13 protein-coding genes are annotated in these 15,558 nt (G+C 35.0%); 3 read left to right on the top strand and 10 right to left on the bottom strand.

Annotated features, from left to right (window positions below):
• Position 1: 1 nt before the first annotated feature.
• From HM983_RS14155 to HM983_RS14140, 4 genes are read right to left on the bottom strand one after another with little or no spacing between them, the layout of a single operon-like run.
• On the bottom strand, positions 2 to 955 hold the full coding sequence (locus HM983_RS14155) for an AAA family ATPase (RefSeq protein WP_179346383.1): 954 nt from the start codon (positions 953 to 955) through the stop codon (positions 2 to 4).
• A 3-nt stretch (positions 956 to 958) separates the two neighbouring features.
• Positions 959 to 2,428, bottom strand: coding sequence for a peptidylprolyl isomerase (locus HM983_RS14150; protein ID WP_179346382.1), 1,470 nt, complete (start codon positions 2,426 to 2,428; stop codon positions 959 to 961).
• Positions 2,376 to 3,227: a peptidyl-prolyl cis-trans isomerase gene (locus HM983_RS14145; RefSeq protein ID WP_246277524.1), complete on the bottom strand. Its 852-nt coding sequence runs from the start codon at positions 3,225 to 3,227 to the stop codon at positions 2,376 to 2,378. Before HM983_RS14145 ends, HM983_RS14150 begins: the two co-directional genes overlap by 53 nt.
• Positions 3,228 to 5,171 (bottom strand): peptidylprolyl isomerase, encoded by a 1,944-nt coding sequence (locus HM983_RS14140; protein WP_179346381.1) that lies wholly within the window; start codon positions 5,169 to 5,171, stop codon positions 3,228 to 3,230.
• A gap of 234 nt (positions 5,172 to 5,405) precedes the next feature.
• Between HM983_RS14140 and HM983_RS14135 the strand changes: the two genes are divergently transcribed.
• The 3 genes from HM983_RS14135 (at position 5,406) to HM983_RS14125 (ending at position 6,904) form a co-directional block, all read left to right on the top strand.
• A complete protein-coding gene (locus HM983_RS14135; RefSeq protein ID WP_179346380.1) occupies positions 5,406 to 6,140 on the top strand; it encodes a T9SS type A sorting domain-containing protein in 735 nt (244 codons plus the stop codon).
• Positions 6,141 to 6,222: 82 nt separating this feature from the next.
• Positions 6,223 to 6,678 (top strand): SRPBCC family protein, encoded by a 456-nt coding sequence (locus tag HM983_RS14130; protein WP_179346379.1) that lies wholly within the window; start codon positions 6,223 to 6,225, stop codon positions 6,676 to 6,678.
• The gene (locus tag HM983_RS14125; RefSeq protein ID WP_179346378.1) at positions 6,671 to 6,904 is read left to right on the top strand and encodes a hypothetical protein; all 234 of its coding nucleotides are present in this window, start codon (positions 6,671 to 6,673) and stop codon (positions 6,902 to 6,904) included. The genes HM983_RS14130 and HM983_RS14125 overlap by 8 nt, the downstream gene beginning before the upstream one ends.
• Before the next feature lie 32 nt (positions 6,905 to 6,936).
• Here the strand turns inward: HM983_RS14125 and HM983_RS14120 are convergent, their stop codons facing one another.
• The 6 genes from HM983_RS14120 to HM983_RS14095 all read right to left on the bottom strand — a co-directional run bounded on the left by HM983_RS14120 (position 6,937) and on the right by HM983_RS14095 (position 15,493).
• Entirely contained in the window at positions 6,937 to 8,076 is a 1,140-nt protein-coding gene (locus HM983_RS14120; RefSeq protein WP_179346377.1) for a lycopene cyclase family protein, read from the bottom strand.
• Between the two features lie 214 nt (positions 8,077 to 8,290).
• A complete protein-coding gene (gene guaB, locus HM983_RS14115; protein ID WP_179346425.1) occupies positions 8,291 to 9,760 on the bottom strand; it encodes an IMP dehydrogenase in 1,470 nt (489 codons plus the stop codon).
• Positions 9,761 to 10,074: 314 nt separating this feature from the next.
• Entirely contained in the window at positions 10,075 to 10,323 is a 249-nt protein-coding gene (locus tag HM983_RS14110; protein ID WP_179346376.1) for a hypothetical protein, read from the bottom strand.
• Between the two features lie 217 nt (positions 10,324 to 10,540).
• Entirely contained in the window at positions 10,541 to 12,967 is a 2,427-nt protein-coding gene (locus HM983_RS14105; protein ID WP_179346375.1) for a TonB-dependent receptor domain-containing protein, read from the bottom strand.
• Positions 12,948 to 14,309 (bottom strand): HTTM domain-containing protein, encoded by a 1,362-nt coding sequence (locus HM983_RS14100; protein ID WP_179346374.1) that lies wholly within the window; start codon positions 14,307 to 14,309, stop codon positions 12,948 to 12,950. The genes HM983_RS14105 and HM983_RS14100 overlap by 20 nt, the downstream gene beginning before the upstream one ends.
• A 56-nt stretch (positions 14,310 to 14,365) precedes the next feature.
• Complete coding sequence (locus HM983_RS14095; protein ID WP_179346373.1) at positions 14,366 to 15,493, bottom strand: imelysin family protein; 1,128 nt, start codon at positions 15,491 to 15,493, stop codon at positions 14,366 to 14,368.
• Between the last annotated feature and the right edge of the window lie 65 nt (positions 15,494 to 15,558).

Below are 15,558 nucleotides of genomic sequence, written 5' to 3'. Positions count from 1 at the left end.
ATTAATACAAACTCTCAATTATCTTTTCGTCTGTAACACCTTCCGCTTCCGCTTTGTAGTTTTTAATAATTCGGTGTCTAAGAATTCCTTTTGCTACAGCTTGTATATTTTCGATATCTGGCGAGAATTTTCCAGTAGTTGCAGCATGTGTTTTTGCTGCTAAAATCAAATTTTGAGAAGCTCTTGGTCCTGCTCCCCAATCTACAAATTCTTTTACCAAATTTGCTGCAGTAGATGCATTGGGCCGTGTTTTACCTACAAGTGAAACTGCGTATTCAATTACATTATCAGCTACTGGAATTCGACGTATCACATTTTGAAAATCAATAATCTCTTGTGCCGTGAATAATGAGTTTACAGTTTGTTGTATGTCTGTTGTAGTGGTTTTAACTACTTCAACCTCTTCCTTAAATGATGGATATTCTAAATTTATGGCAAACATAAAACGATCCAATTGAGCTTCAGGCAACGGGTAAGTCCCTTCTTGTTCTATTGGGTTTTGGGTTGCCAAAACAAAATAAGGTAAATTGAGTTTGTATTGATGTCCTGCAACCGTTACTGAACGCTCTTGCATTGCTTCTAACAAAGCTGCTTGCGTTTTTGGTGGTGTTCTGTTGATTTCGTCTGCGAGAATAATGTTAGAGAAAATTGGACCTTTTATAAATTTAAATTGACGGTTTTCATCCAAAATTTCACTACCCAAAATATCACTTGGCATTAAATCTGGTGTAAACTGAATACGTTTAAAATCCAGACCCAAAGCCTGTGCGATGGTATTAACCATTAAGGTTTTTGCTAGTCCCGGAACACCAATTAACAATGAATGTCCTCCCGAAAAAATAGAGATTAAAATTTGATTGACAACATCGTCCTGACCAATGATTACTTTTGCTATTTCTTTTTTAAGCGTAGCATATTTCTTGACAAAATTCTCAATCGCAGCAACGTCGGACATAAATTATTGTGTTTTTAACCAATTACTTTGAAACTCACAATTTCTGTACTCACCATTAATTTTGATATACGTTTCTGCAATGGTTTCTTTTTGCCATTTTGCAATGGCTTCGATTTGTTTATCCTGAAGTGCCAATTCTTTAATTTTTAAATAATCACGGGCAAAATCTGCTTCATGATCATCTATCCTGTCGGTAACGGTTAAAATCTTGAATTTAATTCTGTTCACACGATCTTCATCTTGAAGCACAGGGCTAACTTCTCCATCCTTTAAATCTTGAATTTGGGCATAAAGCTCTGGTTCCATTTTGGTCAGTTCAAAATTGAAATCTTGTGTTTTAGGGTTGGTCAATTGTCCACCTTCATATTTGGTTTCTTTTTCATCACTGAATTCAAATGCGGCCTCAGCAAAAGTTAGAGTTCCATCAACAATTTCTTCGCGGACTTTGTCAATTTCTTCTTTTGCTTCAGCAATAGATTCCTGAGTGATTTCAGGTCTTAAAAGTATGTGTCTCACAAAATATTCCTGTCCCCTAATTTTTTCGAGATAGATGATATGGTAACCAAAATCTGTTTGAAATGGTTCTGAAATCTGCCCTTCTTGTAAGTTAAATGCTACGTCCCTAAATTCTTTTACCATTCTTGGTCGTTTTCTGTTCATGGTTGGCAATAAGCCACCGTTGTTTTTAGAACCTAGATCTTCAGAATAAAACAAAGCTTTTGTGGTAAAACTTGCTCCGTTTTCTTCAACATCTTTTTTGAAACCTTTTAATTTCTCGATAACCGCCTTCTTAGCATCTTCAGTCACCTCAGGTATAACAACAATTTGTGCCACTTTAAGTTCGGTACCAAATCTTGGACGTTCCTCTTTAGGAATATCATTAAAAAACTGACGTACCTCTTCTGGTGTTACTTCAATTTCATCAGTCACTTTTTTCTGCATTTCTTGTGCCAAGTAACCATTTTTATTGATTTCATACATTTCGTCACGAAGTGCCTGTTCAGAATCTTTTTTATAAAACTCCAGTAAACCTTGCATATCACCTTTGGTTTGTGCTAGTATACCTTCAATTTGTTGGTCTACGAGAGACTGAATGTATAATTCATTCACAATTACACTATCTTGGATCGCTTGGTGGGCGTACAACTTACCTTCTAGCAAACTCCCAAAAAGTTCACATCTTGTAATTCCTTCTAAGTCTGCACCTTGTGCTTCCAATTGCGCAATTTCACGATCTAAATCTGATTCTAAAACAATAAAATCACCAACAACAGCGGCAACACCGTCTGCTTTAATCCGGGTTTTAGATGTTATGCTGTCCTTTTTTTCTGTGGTCTTTATTTCTGGCTTGGAATCATCAATAATTTCTTGGGCATTGCCCAAATTGAAGCTGGCCAAACCAACTAACAATACAACAATTCTAATTGTAGGTTTGAAACTGATTGTTTTCAATAGCATCTTTTGTAATATCATTTTCGAGTTGCTTAATGAGCTCTAATTTTCTCTTGTTAATAACAATTTGTTTAATAGAAGATTTAACGTATTCAAGCGGTGCATAATCGTTCTGCATACGCACATCTTTAACTTGCACCAAATATAGGTTTAATGAATCTTTGAGCCGTAAGAAATTAGATTTTTTTAACAGTTGATCTTTGTTTTCAGCATTCAGCACGGGGATTTTATCTAAAACCTGACTCGTTTTTATCCATACTGAATCGTTGAGTGAATAAGATCTAAATTGAACCGAAATAGAATCCAGATAGCGTTGATCTTTTTGCTCGAATCTTTTAAACCGTTTTTCAATAGTATCTAATCGAATGGTGTTCTGCGGCAAACTAATGTATCTGAATTGCAATAAATTATCATTTAACTTAAATGATTCTTTATTAGCTTCGTAAAATATTTGTGCTTCACTTTCTGCAACCAATGTGTCAATGTTTTTGTTCACCAATCCATCCATATATGCTCTAGAATATAGATCTGTTTTATATTGTGATACCAAGCGTGAAAATTCCTTTTGTTGTTCTTCAGATAGATTAACTTTTGCTCCTTCCATTAACAACAACTGTTTTGCCCATCGATTAATATATGCATTTACTAGTAGCGCACTATCTTGTTCGGTAGCATTCTCAGGTACAATACTTTCAATATCTTCTTCATATAAATATATGTCGTTAACCCTTGCTATGGGTCTACGGTCATCGGCTGGCCTAAACAGATCACAACTTGTTACTGCCAACAATAAAAAAATGATGTAGAGGGAATATTTCAACTATTGATTTTTAATTTGTTTTTTTATCCTTTTAAGTTCCTTTTTGTTCACTTTTACATCAAAACGATCATATAGTTGAGCAAGCCAAGCGGCCTCAAGTTCTTGCTGATAATCATTAATCACGTTTCCTTTGGCTTCTTCCAAGGATTTAATTTTTTCGGGAACAATTTCTTTAACGTTAATAACGTGAAAGGCTTCATTATATTCATATAATTTTGGTCCTTTATGAACAACAAAATTGCTAGGAAATTTGGGATCGTCTGCACTATAAATTCCTGCAGTAAATAATATATTTTGTTTTGTTCCTGAATTTAATGTTTTATTTATTTCCTCTCTCGATACACCCTTATTCATCATACTGAGAACATCGTTGGCAATCAGTTTATCAGCTGAAGACGCAATTAAAACATCCACTCTTTCTTTCCATTTGTAATTTCCTTTGTTTGCTTGGTAATAATTCTGTAAACCTACACTATCTTTTGCTGCCTTGTTCCAAACTTCCTTTTCCATTAAGTCAAAAAGTAATAAACCATCTCTATATTCTTGAATAATACCAGCAAATTCTTCGCTTTCAAGTTCTAGGTTATTCTCCCTATAATTTAATAAAGATTTCTCAAAAAAGGAATTGTATTCTTTTTCCAACACGTCAGAAAGCGGCGTGTTTTTTCCTAAGTAAAGGCGTTGAGCGGCCAAAAGATGGTTACCAAATTCTTTATACGTTAAAGGTTGAGTATTAATGGCAAAGACAAATTTACTCTCATCAAAATCCTTTGGTAGTTCCCATGATCCTTTAAAGAAATTGTTATTGAGAATAGAATCAAAATATGCCTTTGCATTTGGATCATAAGAGATTTCATAGCGAGTTTTCAATTCCTCTATCATTGCTTTATTTATAAGCTTAGATCGAGAATCACGTTGCACTCTAGATTCAAATTGAGGTTTTAATTCATCAAATGAAGCAATCGGCTCAAGCTCGATTCTTTTAACAATATGCCAACCGAAATTGGACTTAAATGGTTTGCTTATGTCTCCATCCGCATCTAAACCAAAGGCTACATCTTCAAAAATAGTCGAGCTTAATTGTCCGCTCTTAAAGGGTGACAATTTTCCGCCGTTTCTGGCTGAACTCTTATCATCAGAAAATTGTTTGGCTAAGGCTTCAAAACTTTCACCTTGCTCTATTTTTTTATAAATTTCATTAATGCGTTGCTCAGGATTTAATGTTGAATCTTTTTGTTGTAACGCAACCATAATATGTGCTGCGGTAATGGTTCCTCTTGAAGATCGTTTATCTTTTACATTAACAACGTGGTATCCAAATTGTGTTCTAAATGGCATAGAAATTTCGCCAACTGGTGTATTATAAGCCGCATTCTCAAAATCATAAACCATTTTAAAGGCCGAAAAATAACCCAAGTCCTCAAGAAATATGGTAGTTCCGTTATGCTCTTGAGCCTTGACCGCGTCAAATCCTTCGTTTAACACTCTTTCCCTAAGCTCCAAAACTTGATTGTATGCATTAAGGGTATCGGTCGCAGATTCATCCAAGCGTACCAGAATATGAGAAGCATTTATGTCTTGTTTACTCCGCTCGTAAGCTTCCTCTACAAGTGCATCTGTCACTTTATTTTCTGACAGGTAATTCTTTGTTAGCTGTTTCTTATAATTAGAAAACTCACGTTGGTATTTCTCCTCCTCATTCAACTTTAATCGTTTTGCTTCTTGTAGTTTGAGTTGATATTCAATAAACAATTTAAGGTAGCCATCGATATCTTTCTGACTTTCATCTTTAACCAAATCTAGATTTTTGTTGTAAACCCTTAAAAATTCAGACGTTTTTACGGGCTCATCATTTACGGTAAGTAACACGTCAACCTTATCCTGAGAGAATGATATGTTTAATGCCAATAACAGAAACAAGGCAATTCTAAACTTTTGATTCATGATTAAATTTTCTTTTTTTGAAGCTTAGCAAAAATAATATAAATAGCGTATTTGGCAAGTTGGAAAAAAAACATCGGACCCTTTTACAGTTATCTATTTAAAACCTATGCTAACTTCATTATTTTTTAACACAAATACTAACAACTTATCAACACGAAATCGTTGTAGTAAAGTTTAATCTTAAAAAAATACTTTTTACTTTTTAAATTTGAGTAAACACTAAATATTAATATTATGATAAAAAATTACATTATTACATCTATTTTCTGCGTTGGTTTTTTGAGTCTTGCCGCTCAAGAAGTTATAACTTTTGGTAATTATGATGGTACTACCATGAATATAACCGCTACCTCTACTGTAAACGAAGAAATAACCATTGTATTTGAGGATGTAGACATTATTAATAATTTTTATACTGAAAATAGGACAATCATCTACATGTACGGTGGCTTAACCACATCTGCTGGCACCTTTCAAGGTTCACCAGGTTTTAATGATCTTAGCTCCCAACCTGTTTTATCATTGACCGATGGCGACGCTGCTACTGGTCCAAACACCTATAGCATAACTATTAACTTAGCTGCACATTACTCTAATGTACCTGATGGGACCGAGGTTCTAGGTTTCAATCTGCTCTTTCAGAATGAGTTTGGAGGAGGAGGAAACAACCAAACTATTGACTTAACTATCGACTTAGTAGATGCTGTTAAGGACTCATCATTATCTGTTAACTCTTCTGAACTTGATACCATTAAAACAATAGTTAAGGATAAAAGGTTACAACTCTTCGGTGCGGTCACCCCATTAGAAATATCCATTTATAATATTTGGGGCCAAACCGTAATGCATAAAGATTTTAACGATTTTGAATCGATCGATTTAGACCTATCGTCACAATCTACTGGCATATATATTGTTAAGTTAAAAAACAAAAACCAATCCAAAACTGTAAAAGTCATTTTAGATTAGCAAAATGAAGGCAGTATAATAAAGCGTTTAACTTTTTTTAGACGCTTTATTTTCGTTAAATTTCGAGCCAATATTTGAATCGATGAAATACATTTCAGAAATCATAATCGAAAAACCATTGCCAGAGGTTATAAAAAAATTAAATTCTGTTGACAACATGAAACATTGGCAAGAAGGGCTTGTTGGAACCGAGCACATTTCTGGAACACCTGGGAAATTCGGTGCTAAAATGAAATTGATGTATGATTTTAAAAACCGAAAAATGGACCTTATCGAAACGATTACAAAAATCGATTTGCCTCACGAATTGCATGCCACTTATACAACTAAAGGCATGCGCAACATACAACAAAACTATTTTGAAAGCACATCAAACGGGCATACTAAATGGACTTCGAAAAATGAATTTGAGCCAACCACTTTTGTCATGAATGCTATGCTATTTTTAATGCCAAGGGCATTTAAAAAGCAGACTAAAACCTACATGACGAATTTTAAAAATTTTGTTGAAAATGGTACATCAGTTTCTAATGCGTAAACTAAAACTTATTTGGGATTTTAGAGGACCTGCGAGTTTAAAAACCGCAGAGCATCATCTTTTGCATTTAAAAGAATACATTAAAATTGAAAAATTGAATATTGAAATTACCGGTATTGAAACCTTGAACGATATGCATAGTTTAGCATATCTTGTGGTTGATGAAGATGATATGAAACCGATTAGGGATGCATTGAAACCTCATCGTGGGCAATTACATCAATAAAAGCTTATCTTTTTATTTGACTGAGCAAAGAATCAAAATAATCTTTTGAAAAACGCTTGGACAAATCGTTTTGGCGGCACGGATAGAATGATTTTTAGATCTTCCAAAATAGTAGATTCTTCATCTAAAAATCTAAATATCGTTTTAATATCAGCTTTTTTAAACATGGATGAAAACAGTTCCGCTCCTTCTTTATTATAATTTGCCAAAACATCCAAAAAGATTAAATCGTAAAACCAGAATTTTGATTTCTTAAGGAATTTGGACAAGTCGTTTTCATTCTTCAAATATTCGACCAATCGCTTCGTCTTTTCCGAAGTCATTTTAAAAGTGTAGCCAGTACTGGCTTTGGTCCAACCACCTGCTGTACCAATGTTAAGCACATGTTTAGAGTTCAATGTTGAAAATTTAAAGGATGTCATTGGAATGATACCTTTTTCCTTTTCAATAATTGTGTAGTTTAAAATGTTTTTTTCTTTTAAATAATTTTGAATTGCATTCTCGTATTCGGCTTCTTTCAAGATATCTTTTGAGAACAACGTATATTCAAACAAAGCAGTTTTTTTATCTATTGGTAATACATACATAAACCTTGTGTTGCCTTTTTGAGGCACGGTAAAATCCATAAAAGTTACTGTAGCATCGTCAAACATTTCGGTTTCAGTTTCAACAAACCAGCCTACAAAATGCTGTTGCAGAACAGGATACTCTTTCTGCTCTAGATAGGCTTCTGGATTTGGCAGGCTATTGAATAATTTGGAACCTACATATTGAGATTTTTCTGTAATGACCTGTACACCGTGTTTTAATTCAGTGAAAGTATCTACCGTGTCATTTATGAAGGTGAAGTTTGATTTTTGGTCGATTTTTTCAAAGATAAATTTGTAAAAATCTTCACTCCTCACCATCTTATAATTGTATGGTTCAATATTAATTTCATTAGAATAACCAGAGCCTCCAAAAAATATGTTAGACCAAGATTTAGTTAAAATGGAATCCCACTCACCTGCGCCATCTTCCCAAAAGCACCATGTCCTATCATTACCTGTTTTTTGATTTTCATCAATAATCAAGATGGACTTATCCTTGAAAAACAGATCTTTCTCCATACGATAAGCGAGCATTAAGCCTGATGCTCCTGCACCTAGAATGATGTAATCGTATTTAACCATTAGATTGTTTTCTAAACTTTTGCGAAGATACGGTTCAAGGGTTTCACCATATCTTCATAAAGTATTCTGCTATTTCAAAATTCTTGGCGCTGTTTGTCTATAATGCCACAAATTAAAAAATCAACTACCTGCTATATTATATTTTTTAGGTTGTTCTTTTTCTAGGTCAACTAGGGTCTTTAAAATAAGATTCCTGCTTTCGCAGGAATTTATTTTATCGTGAATAATTAGGCGCCTCCTTAGTAATGGTCACATCATGCGGATGGCTTTCATGAATTCCAGAACTGGTAATCTTTACAAATTTTCCGGTATCTTTTAAGGTTTCAATATCTTTTGCACCACAATAACCCATTCCGGCTCTTAGTCCGCCTACAAACTGGTGAATGCTTTCTACCAAATCGCCTTTATATGGTACGCGACCAACAATACCTTCTGGCACCAATTTTTTAATATCATCTTCCACATCCTGGAAATAGCGGTCTTTACTACCCTGCTTCATCGCTTCAACAGAACCCATGCCTCTATAAGATTTAAACTTTCGGCCTTCGTAGATAATGGTTTCGCCCGGACTTTCTTTTGTACCAGCTAAAAGCGACCCTAACATCACCGTATCTGCACCAGCTGCAATTGCTTTAGGTATATCACCTGTATAACGGATTCCGCCATCTGCAATCACAGGAACTCCAGAACCTTTTATGGCTGCTGAGACTTCTAATACAGCGGAAAACTGTGGGAAACCAACACCTGCAACTACACGCGTGGTACAAATCGATCCTGGACCAATACCGACTTTCACGGCATCCGCACCGGCTTCAACTAAATATTTAGCGGCTTCACCTGTGGCGATGTTTCCTACTATAACCTCGAGATCTGGAAATTTCTTTTTAATATCTTTTAAGACCATAACCACACCTTTAGTGTGACCATGAGCCGTATCAACTACCACAGCATCCACTCCTGCATTAACCAATGCTTCTGCACGGTCAACAGCATCTACTGTAACACCAATGGCAGCAGCAACCCTTAATCTTCCAAAGGAATCTTTATTGGCATTCGGTTTTTGAGTGACTTTGGTGATATCTCTAAAGGTGATTAGTCCAGCGAGTTTATCACCTTCTACGATGAGTAGTTTTTCAATTTTATTTTCTTGTAAAATCGCTTCAGCATCTTTGAGTGACGTTCCTATTGGTGCTGTAACTAAATTTTCAGAAGTCATCACCTCAACGATAGGTCTATCGTTAGCATGCTCAAATCTTAAGTCTCTGTTGGTAACGATACCTTTCAATGTTCCATCAGACTCTACAATTGGAATTCCACCAATACTATGCTCTCTCATTGCATTTTTTGCATCTGCAACAACAGCATCCATAGGCAAAGTCACTGGATCTATAATCATTCCACTTTCCGCACGTTTAACACGTCTTACTTTTTCGGCTTGCTGGGCAATGGTCATATTTTTGTGCAACACGCCAATACCACCTTCCTGAGCCATAGCAATCGCCATTCTGCTTTCGGTAACCGTATCCATTGCTGCAGAAACAACAGGAATATTTATAGTAATATTTTTTGTGAATTTTGTCTGAATATTGACTTCGCGTGGAAGAACTTCAGAAAATGCTGGGACTAAGAGTACGTCGTCGTAAGTTAGACCTTCGCCAACAATTTTATTTTCGTGTGCTGTCATGGCAATTAAGATATAATTGCGTGCAAATCTACGCATTTTATTTCATTATTTATATGAATAAATGGTTAAGTGTAGATTCTTTGAGGCCTTATTTAATCTTAAGAACTGCGTGAATAAACGTAAAATTTAAAATTGATTTTATAACCGAGATTTTGTTGAAGATTTTCAGGTGTGACTGTCATTTATGCGAAGGCAGCAATCTACTTTTTCACAATATGATTAAACGGATTCCTGCCTTCGCAGGTATGACAATTAGCATCAAAAAAAGACCAACTATTAAAAGTTGATCTTTAACTTTTTCAAAATGCTAATTTCTAAGCCTGTGCGTTTTGTGGTGCCCAATGCGAACAAAGCATACCTGGCGCAGCTTTAGAAGGATTAGCACAATCTGATTCATTATATCTTGCGCAAGTCACGCAATTTGGGTCGTTTTTTAAAGCTGCTTTCATATCGAAACTATCGCACGTATAGCTATTTGAAACTTTTACACCGTGAACTTTGCAAACATCATTCGGTCCTAAATTCTCACAATTCACGCAGCTATTTCCTATTCTTATTGACATAATTTTTCGTTTTGATTCAACTTAAAGATACGAAATAAGTTTGTTAAATAAATTATAAATATCTGAAAATCAATTATTTATATTTAGACTGTTTTAAAACAAGTGGTTAATCTACTAGTTTTTAGCAACTTGTTCAAATAAGTTTATTATAGAATCATCAAAAAGGCCTCAACTGCGCTCGATGATACAGTACTATTGGAAATATAGTAGTCGCTTTTTAAAATTTAACTTCTAAAGTCGTGTAAAAATTACGAGGTGCAGATGGAATGATTCCTGGACCTGGATAGCCCGTTGCGCGTCGTGTAAAATAGGCATTATCCAAAATATTGTTTACACCAGCTTCGAGCTTAAATCTTTTATATTTGTAAGATAATGATACATCCAAAACATCATACTCTGGGATTTCGCCAATAACTCCACTGATATTTGATTCTTGTGAGTTCGTGGCATCCGTAAACTGACGTCCCAAATAGGTATATTGTAAATTGGCCATTAGGTCTTTATAACCAAATCGCAATCCAGTTTTAAAATTAACATCTGGTACAAACTCCACTTCATTACCTTCCACATTATTCTGCTGAGAACTTGTATATTCTGATTGGATAAATGATGTGTTTATGAAATAGTTGAAGCTATAATGGTTGTTCATCTTGAATATTTTTTTCAAGTTAAAATCAAACAACGATTCCACGCCATACATCACCGCATCTCCAACATTTCCGCGTTCGCTAATAACACGACCGTCATCTAAGCCTTTTTGAATAAAACCGATACGATTATTGTAAAACAAAGCGAATGCACCCAAGTCATACGATACAAAACTTTTATAATTTCCTCGAACTCCCAAATCCAATGTATAACCATCCTCATCTGTAATATTAGGATTAATGGCGAAAGCAGGATTGGAAATATTAATGTCCGTAAATGTTACAGACCTATAATTCTGTGAAACGTTCCCGTAAATTTCGAGTGCTGTTGTGGGCTTGTAACTTAAACCTAAACCTAGTAAAACAAAATTTCGTTCAAAACTTCGATCATCTTGCACAGTTTCTTCAAAAATTACATTGCCTGCTGCGTCAGTATTAATACGCTGATAAAAACCATCACTTTCGGTTTTAATATATTCAAAACGGAACCCTGGCGTGATGGACAATTTATCATTAAAGTACAAAATGTTCTCGCCAAAAACGGCAACATTTAAATTGGGGAAATCAAATTCCGACTGGTCTGGATAATTTGGAAACTCTTCATTTCTGATTGTGAAATCTGGTCCAATCCCATCCGAACCTGGTCCCTGTTGCTGACTGTTGTCTGCGTCATAAAACTTAGTGCCTATTAAAAATGTTGCATCCTTCTTAAAAAGCTTATATTCACTCAATAATCTTGCTTCAAAGCCATAGTTGTTAAAATCACCTTTAATCAAATCGCGTTCTTGACCTGGATCAACTTGGTCTACACGATTGGTTCTGAAACCTAAAGCATTTCTGGTGGCATTCAATCCAAAAAAGTTGAACGTAAAGTTGGTTTTTTCTGAAAATTTATGCGCCAGTTTAAAGTTATAAAGCAACCAATCTACTTCAAACCAATTTCGTGCTCTGTTACTTTGATACGGATCTTCATTAAACTGATTATCGGTTAATCCACCAGCTTGTTGTGCTAAATAATCCAAGTATGTTAACTCGGCTGAAAGTTTAGTGCTTTCTGAAAGCTGATAGCCAATATGAGCAAAGATATTTTTAGACTCAAATTCAGAATTAGGTCTAAAGCCATCTCCTTTTTTATAGTTAAAAAAGGTATAATAGCTCCACTTATTTTTTGTTCCGCTAATGCTCGTAAAATTGGTATAAAGTCCAAAACTGCCCAACGTGTTTCTGGTAATTAATTCGAAAGGTTTATTTGGGTTGGGTTCCTTCATTACAAAATTTACGAGTCCACCAAACTGTGTACCGTACTGCAATGAAGCTGCACCACGAATCACTTGAATTTGCTTCACTCCTTCGGCAGCTGGCGCATAATAACTTTCAGGATAACCAAGTACGTCAGCGCTTATATCGTAACCATTTTGGCGTGTGTTGAAGTTTGCTGTTCGGTTTGGATCGAGACCACGACCTCCAATGTTAAGCTGCAAACCTGCATCATCATTCTGATAAATATTCAATCCTGCGACTTGTGCATAAATTTGACGCGCATTGTTGGTGGCTAAATTTGCCATAGATTGCTCTACCAACACTACCTCTGTTTTTTTACCTGCATAAATGGCGGTTTCTTCTACGTCCCTTAGCCTACTTAACTCAAATACTCTGTTTTTTCTTGCTGTGATTTCTACCGCTGTTAATTCTTCTCCCAACAACTCCAGTTGCTGATTTAAAACAACATCGCCATTGATTATAATTTCAGTTTCAACAATTTGAAAATCATAGGTAAAAAACACCAGATTCAATGTTGAAGCTTTTCTTGAAAACTCATAGTAACCTTGCTCATTAGTCTTCGCCAATAATCCTGCAGTTTTGTCGTACACCTCAACATTATTTAATGGTTGTTGTGTCGCTTTGCTTGTGACGACGCCAGACACTTTATTTTGTGCGGTAGCAGTTAAAACGAGAGTAAAAAATAATATGAAAATTCTAAAGTCCTTTAATTTCATCCTTAAATGGTAAAATCCAATTTTTGGGTTTAAACGTTTCTTTTTCTTTGGTTAAATCAACCTTTGGGTCTATGTAGCGTTGGCTTCGTCTTCCATTAAGCGCAACGAAGCTATCTACATAAATTTCAATATTTTGATGTCCTTGTGATTCAAAATGCTGCTCTAAATAATTGGCATATTGTAATATGAAATCGGGTTGTGTGCTCATTTCCTTTTCCTGAAATGGTGTGAGGAAATCTGAATTATCCACTAAAAAAAATTGTCCAGTTTTGCCATCCACCACTTTAAATTCTGCATAACCTGTTTTTTCAATAAGCATAACGCGCCATGAAAATCGGTAGCCTTCTTCTGTCCAGAATAATTCGTTTGGATACCACAGATAACGCCATGGTAAAATGAATTGTATGCTAAAGAACAGAATTAAAATTGGAAGGATAATTTTTCGATTTGAAATGGTTAGAGTTTCAATTTTTGTGATTTCTGATTTCGGCTTAAAGCGTTTGAAAAGTCTTCGGAATAGGTTTAAAATTCGTTCATGAATGTTTGCATCAAAAAATATCAGTGCTGAAACAATCATGACATAAGGAAACATACCGATAGGAAACAATACTCTTGTGAACAAATGGAAAAACACTACGAGTACAAAGGCGAAAATTCTGGTTTTTCGAAATAACAATAAAAACGGAATCATTAAATCATATAGCATTCCAGACCAACTCATTGCTACGTGGAACCAATGCTGCATCAAAGTTTCGCCAATAAACGGCAAATCGTATTTTGAAGGTAGCCAGATTTTAAGAGGCATAGCCTTAAACAACCAATCACTATTTATTTTAGCCAAACCTGCGCAAAAATAGACGATAGAGATAAGCAGTTTTATACTGTCAATCGTCCACCTTGGGATTTGATTATATTGTTTTTTTCTAATTAAATTATCGACGGAATAATAGGCATTGGCAGGTAAAAAACACATTAAAAAACTCAACATACTAATAAAATAGTAGTGATTGAGATATGTGGTTTTATCCATTAACTCAATGTAAGTGAAGCTCAAAAAAAAGGTAATAATAGCGATGCGGTATTTTAATCCCATAGCCACGAAAAGTGCAGCTAAACCGCAGATTGCAAATAAAATGTAGGTATAATTTCCGATGGGTTTTATCCAATCGAAACCATAATAAGTGAAATGAAATTTTGGATTGATGTAGAGTTTTTCAATCCAACCGTAAGTCCAAAATCTTATGATACTTATGAGCATCATCAACCCAAAACCAATTCTACAAACCGCTAAAGGTGCGGCTGAAGTTTTGAGGTTTAGATATTTTTGAATTTGGTATTTCATAAAACAAAAAAAGGATTCCCGAAAAATGAGAATCCTTTACTGACTCTTATTTTTTATTAATCTCCGTCACTATCGGTAAAATCTACTTGCACATCGAAAACTGAAACCATATCCACTTTTAATAATACCACAGCTTGTTGAAGTAAATCGTAAGCCTGTGTCATTTGCGTATTGTCATTAATGACTTGCTGACTAAAACTAGGGTTTAAGGTCTGTATCTTTTGTTTTGCCGCTTCAAATTGTGCATTAGTATCGTTCTTTAAATCTGAACTCTCCAAATAATCTAAATACGAAGCAAAACTTACTCCCGATGTGGATGCATCTACTAAAGATTGACCATTAAATACTTTTTGAATAGCTTCCAATCCAAGCAATGCCAATTCTCTTGAAACATCATTCTTATAAAATGCCTCTACTTTTTCAGGAAATGTATTTCCCGCTGAGAAATTTCCTGCAGGTGTACCTATTTTGTTGGCACGAAGTCCTTTTTCGTAATAATATATATAGTCATTCACAATTTTATTGAATGAACCTGTAACACTAGATGATGTGTTACTTATAAATTCATCTCTATAAGCAACTTGCCAATCGTTAATTACCAGGCTGAACTTACTATTCATTTGCAACTGTACATTGTTTAAATAATCTATATAGCCCAAATTGTGAACGTTTGTTGTGAACTTATCCAATGATGAAGCATCAGCATCTGCGACCCCGTGAATTAAAAAATCCAAAGCAGGAAAACCCTGTGCATCATAATAATTGATGCTATTTAAATCATAGTTTCCTGATTCTGCACCTGTTTCAATATCTGAAACTGTGACAGGATATCTATTAAAAAATACCACAAAACCATCATTTTCATCAGCAGAGAGTGTTTCTGCTAGACCAATATTGAACATTTCAACAAACTGCCAAGCTTTGTAAGCGTCCAGCCAAGCCTCACTCAACAAATCTAAATTAGTTTGATTGATGTCGTTTACAAAGTTCTCGCGAGCTATATCCATAGCAGCCAGTTTAGATTCAAAATTCTCTAAGGCTGGGATTATGATATTGTCTGCGTAATTTGTTAATAACGCTTCTCTATCGAAACCATCGTTTCCATTATCATTGCTGTCATCGGAAGATGTACATGCTATTGCAACAAATACAATTGCAACAAGCAGGATTGCTTTTTTAAACATAAAATTCAATTTTTCTTTTACGGCTGCAAAGATAAATAAGCATAAGCTTGCAACCTAATGAAGCT

Origin of the sequence: Winogradskyella ursingii (assembly GCF_013403975.1) — a bacterium.
In the GTDB taxonomy this organism is placed as follows: domain Bacteria; phylum Bacteroidota; class Bacteroidia; order Flavobacteriales; family Flavobacteriaceae; genus Winogradskyella; species Winogradskyella ursingii.
This window is presented reverse-complemented; position numbering and strand designations above follow the sequence as displayed.

Excerpts from the sequence above, each read along its gene's own strand:
- HM983_RS14150 (WP_179346382.1), bottom strand. The coding sequence starts at position 2,428 with ATGATATTACAAAAGATGCTATTGAAAACAATCAGTTTCAAACCTACA.
- HM983_RS14140 (WP_179346381.1), bottom strand. The coding sequence starts at position 5,171 with ATGAATCAAAAGTTTAGAATTGCCTTGTTTCTGTTATTGGCATTAAAC.
- HM983_RS14095 (WP_179346373.1), bottom strand. The coding sequence starts at position 15,493 with ATGTTTAAAAAAGCAATCCTGCTTGTTGCAATTGTATTTGTTGCAATA.
- HM983_RS14135 (WP_179346380.1), top strand. The coding sequence starts at position 5,406 with ATGATAAAAAATTACATTATTACATCTATTTTCTGCGTTGGTTTTTTG.
- HM983_RS14105 (WP_179346375.1), bottom strand. The coding sequence starts at position 12,967 with ATGAAATTAAAGGACTTTAGAATTTTCATATTATTTTTTACTCTCGTT.
- HM983_RS14100 (WP_179346374.1), bottom strand. The coding sequence starts at position 14,309 with ATGAAATACCAAATTCAAAAATATCTAAACCTCAAAACTTCAGCCGCA.
- HM983_RS14125 (WP_179346378.1), top strand. The coding sequence starts at position 6,671 with ATGCGTAAACTAAAACTTATTTGGGATTTTAGAGGACCTGCGAGTTTA.
- HM983_RS14155 (WP_179346383.1), bottom strand. The coding sequence starts at position 955 with ATGTCCGACGTTGCTGCGATTGAGAATTTTGTCAAGAAATATGCTACG.
- HM983_RS14130 (WP_179346379.1), top strand. The coding sequence starts at position 6,223 with ATGAAATACATTTCAGAAATCATAATCGAAAAACCATTGCCAGAGGTT.
- guaB (WP_179346425.1), bottom strand. The coding sequence starts at position 9,760 with ATGACAGCACACGAAAATAAAATTGTTGGCGAAGGTCTAACTTACGAC.
- HM983_RS14120 (WP_179346377.1), bottom strand. The coding sequence starts at position 8,076 with ATGGTTAAATACGATTACATCATTCTAGGTGCAGGAGCATCAGGCTTA.
- HM983_RS14110 (WP_179346376.1), bottom strand. The coding sequence starts at position 10,323 with ATGTCAATAAGAATAGGAAATAGCTGCGTGAATTGTGAGAATTTAGGA.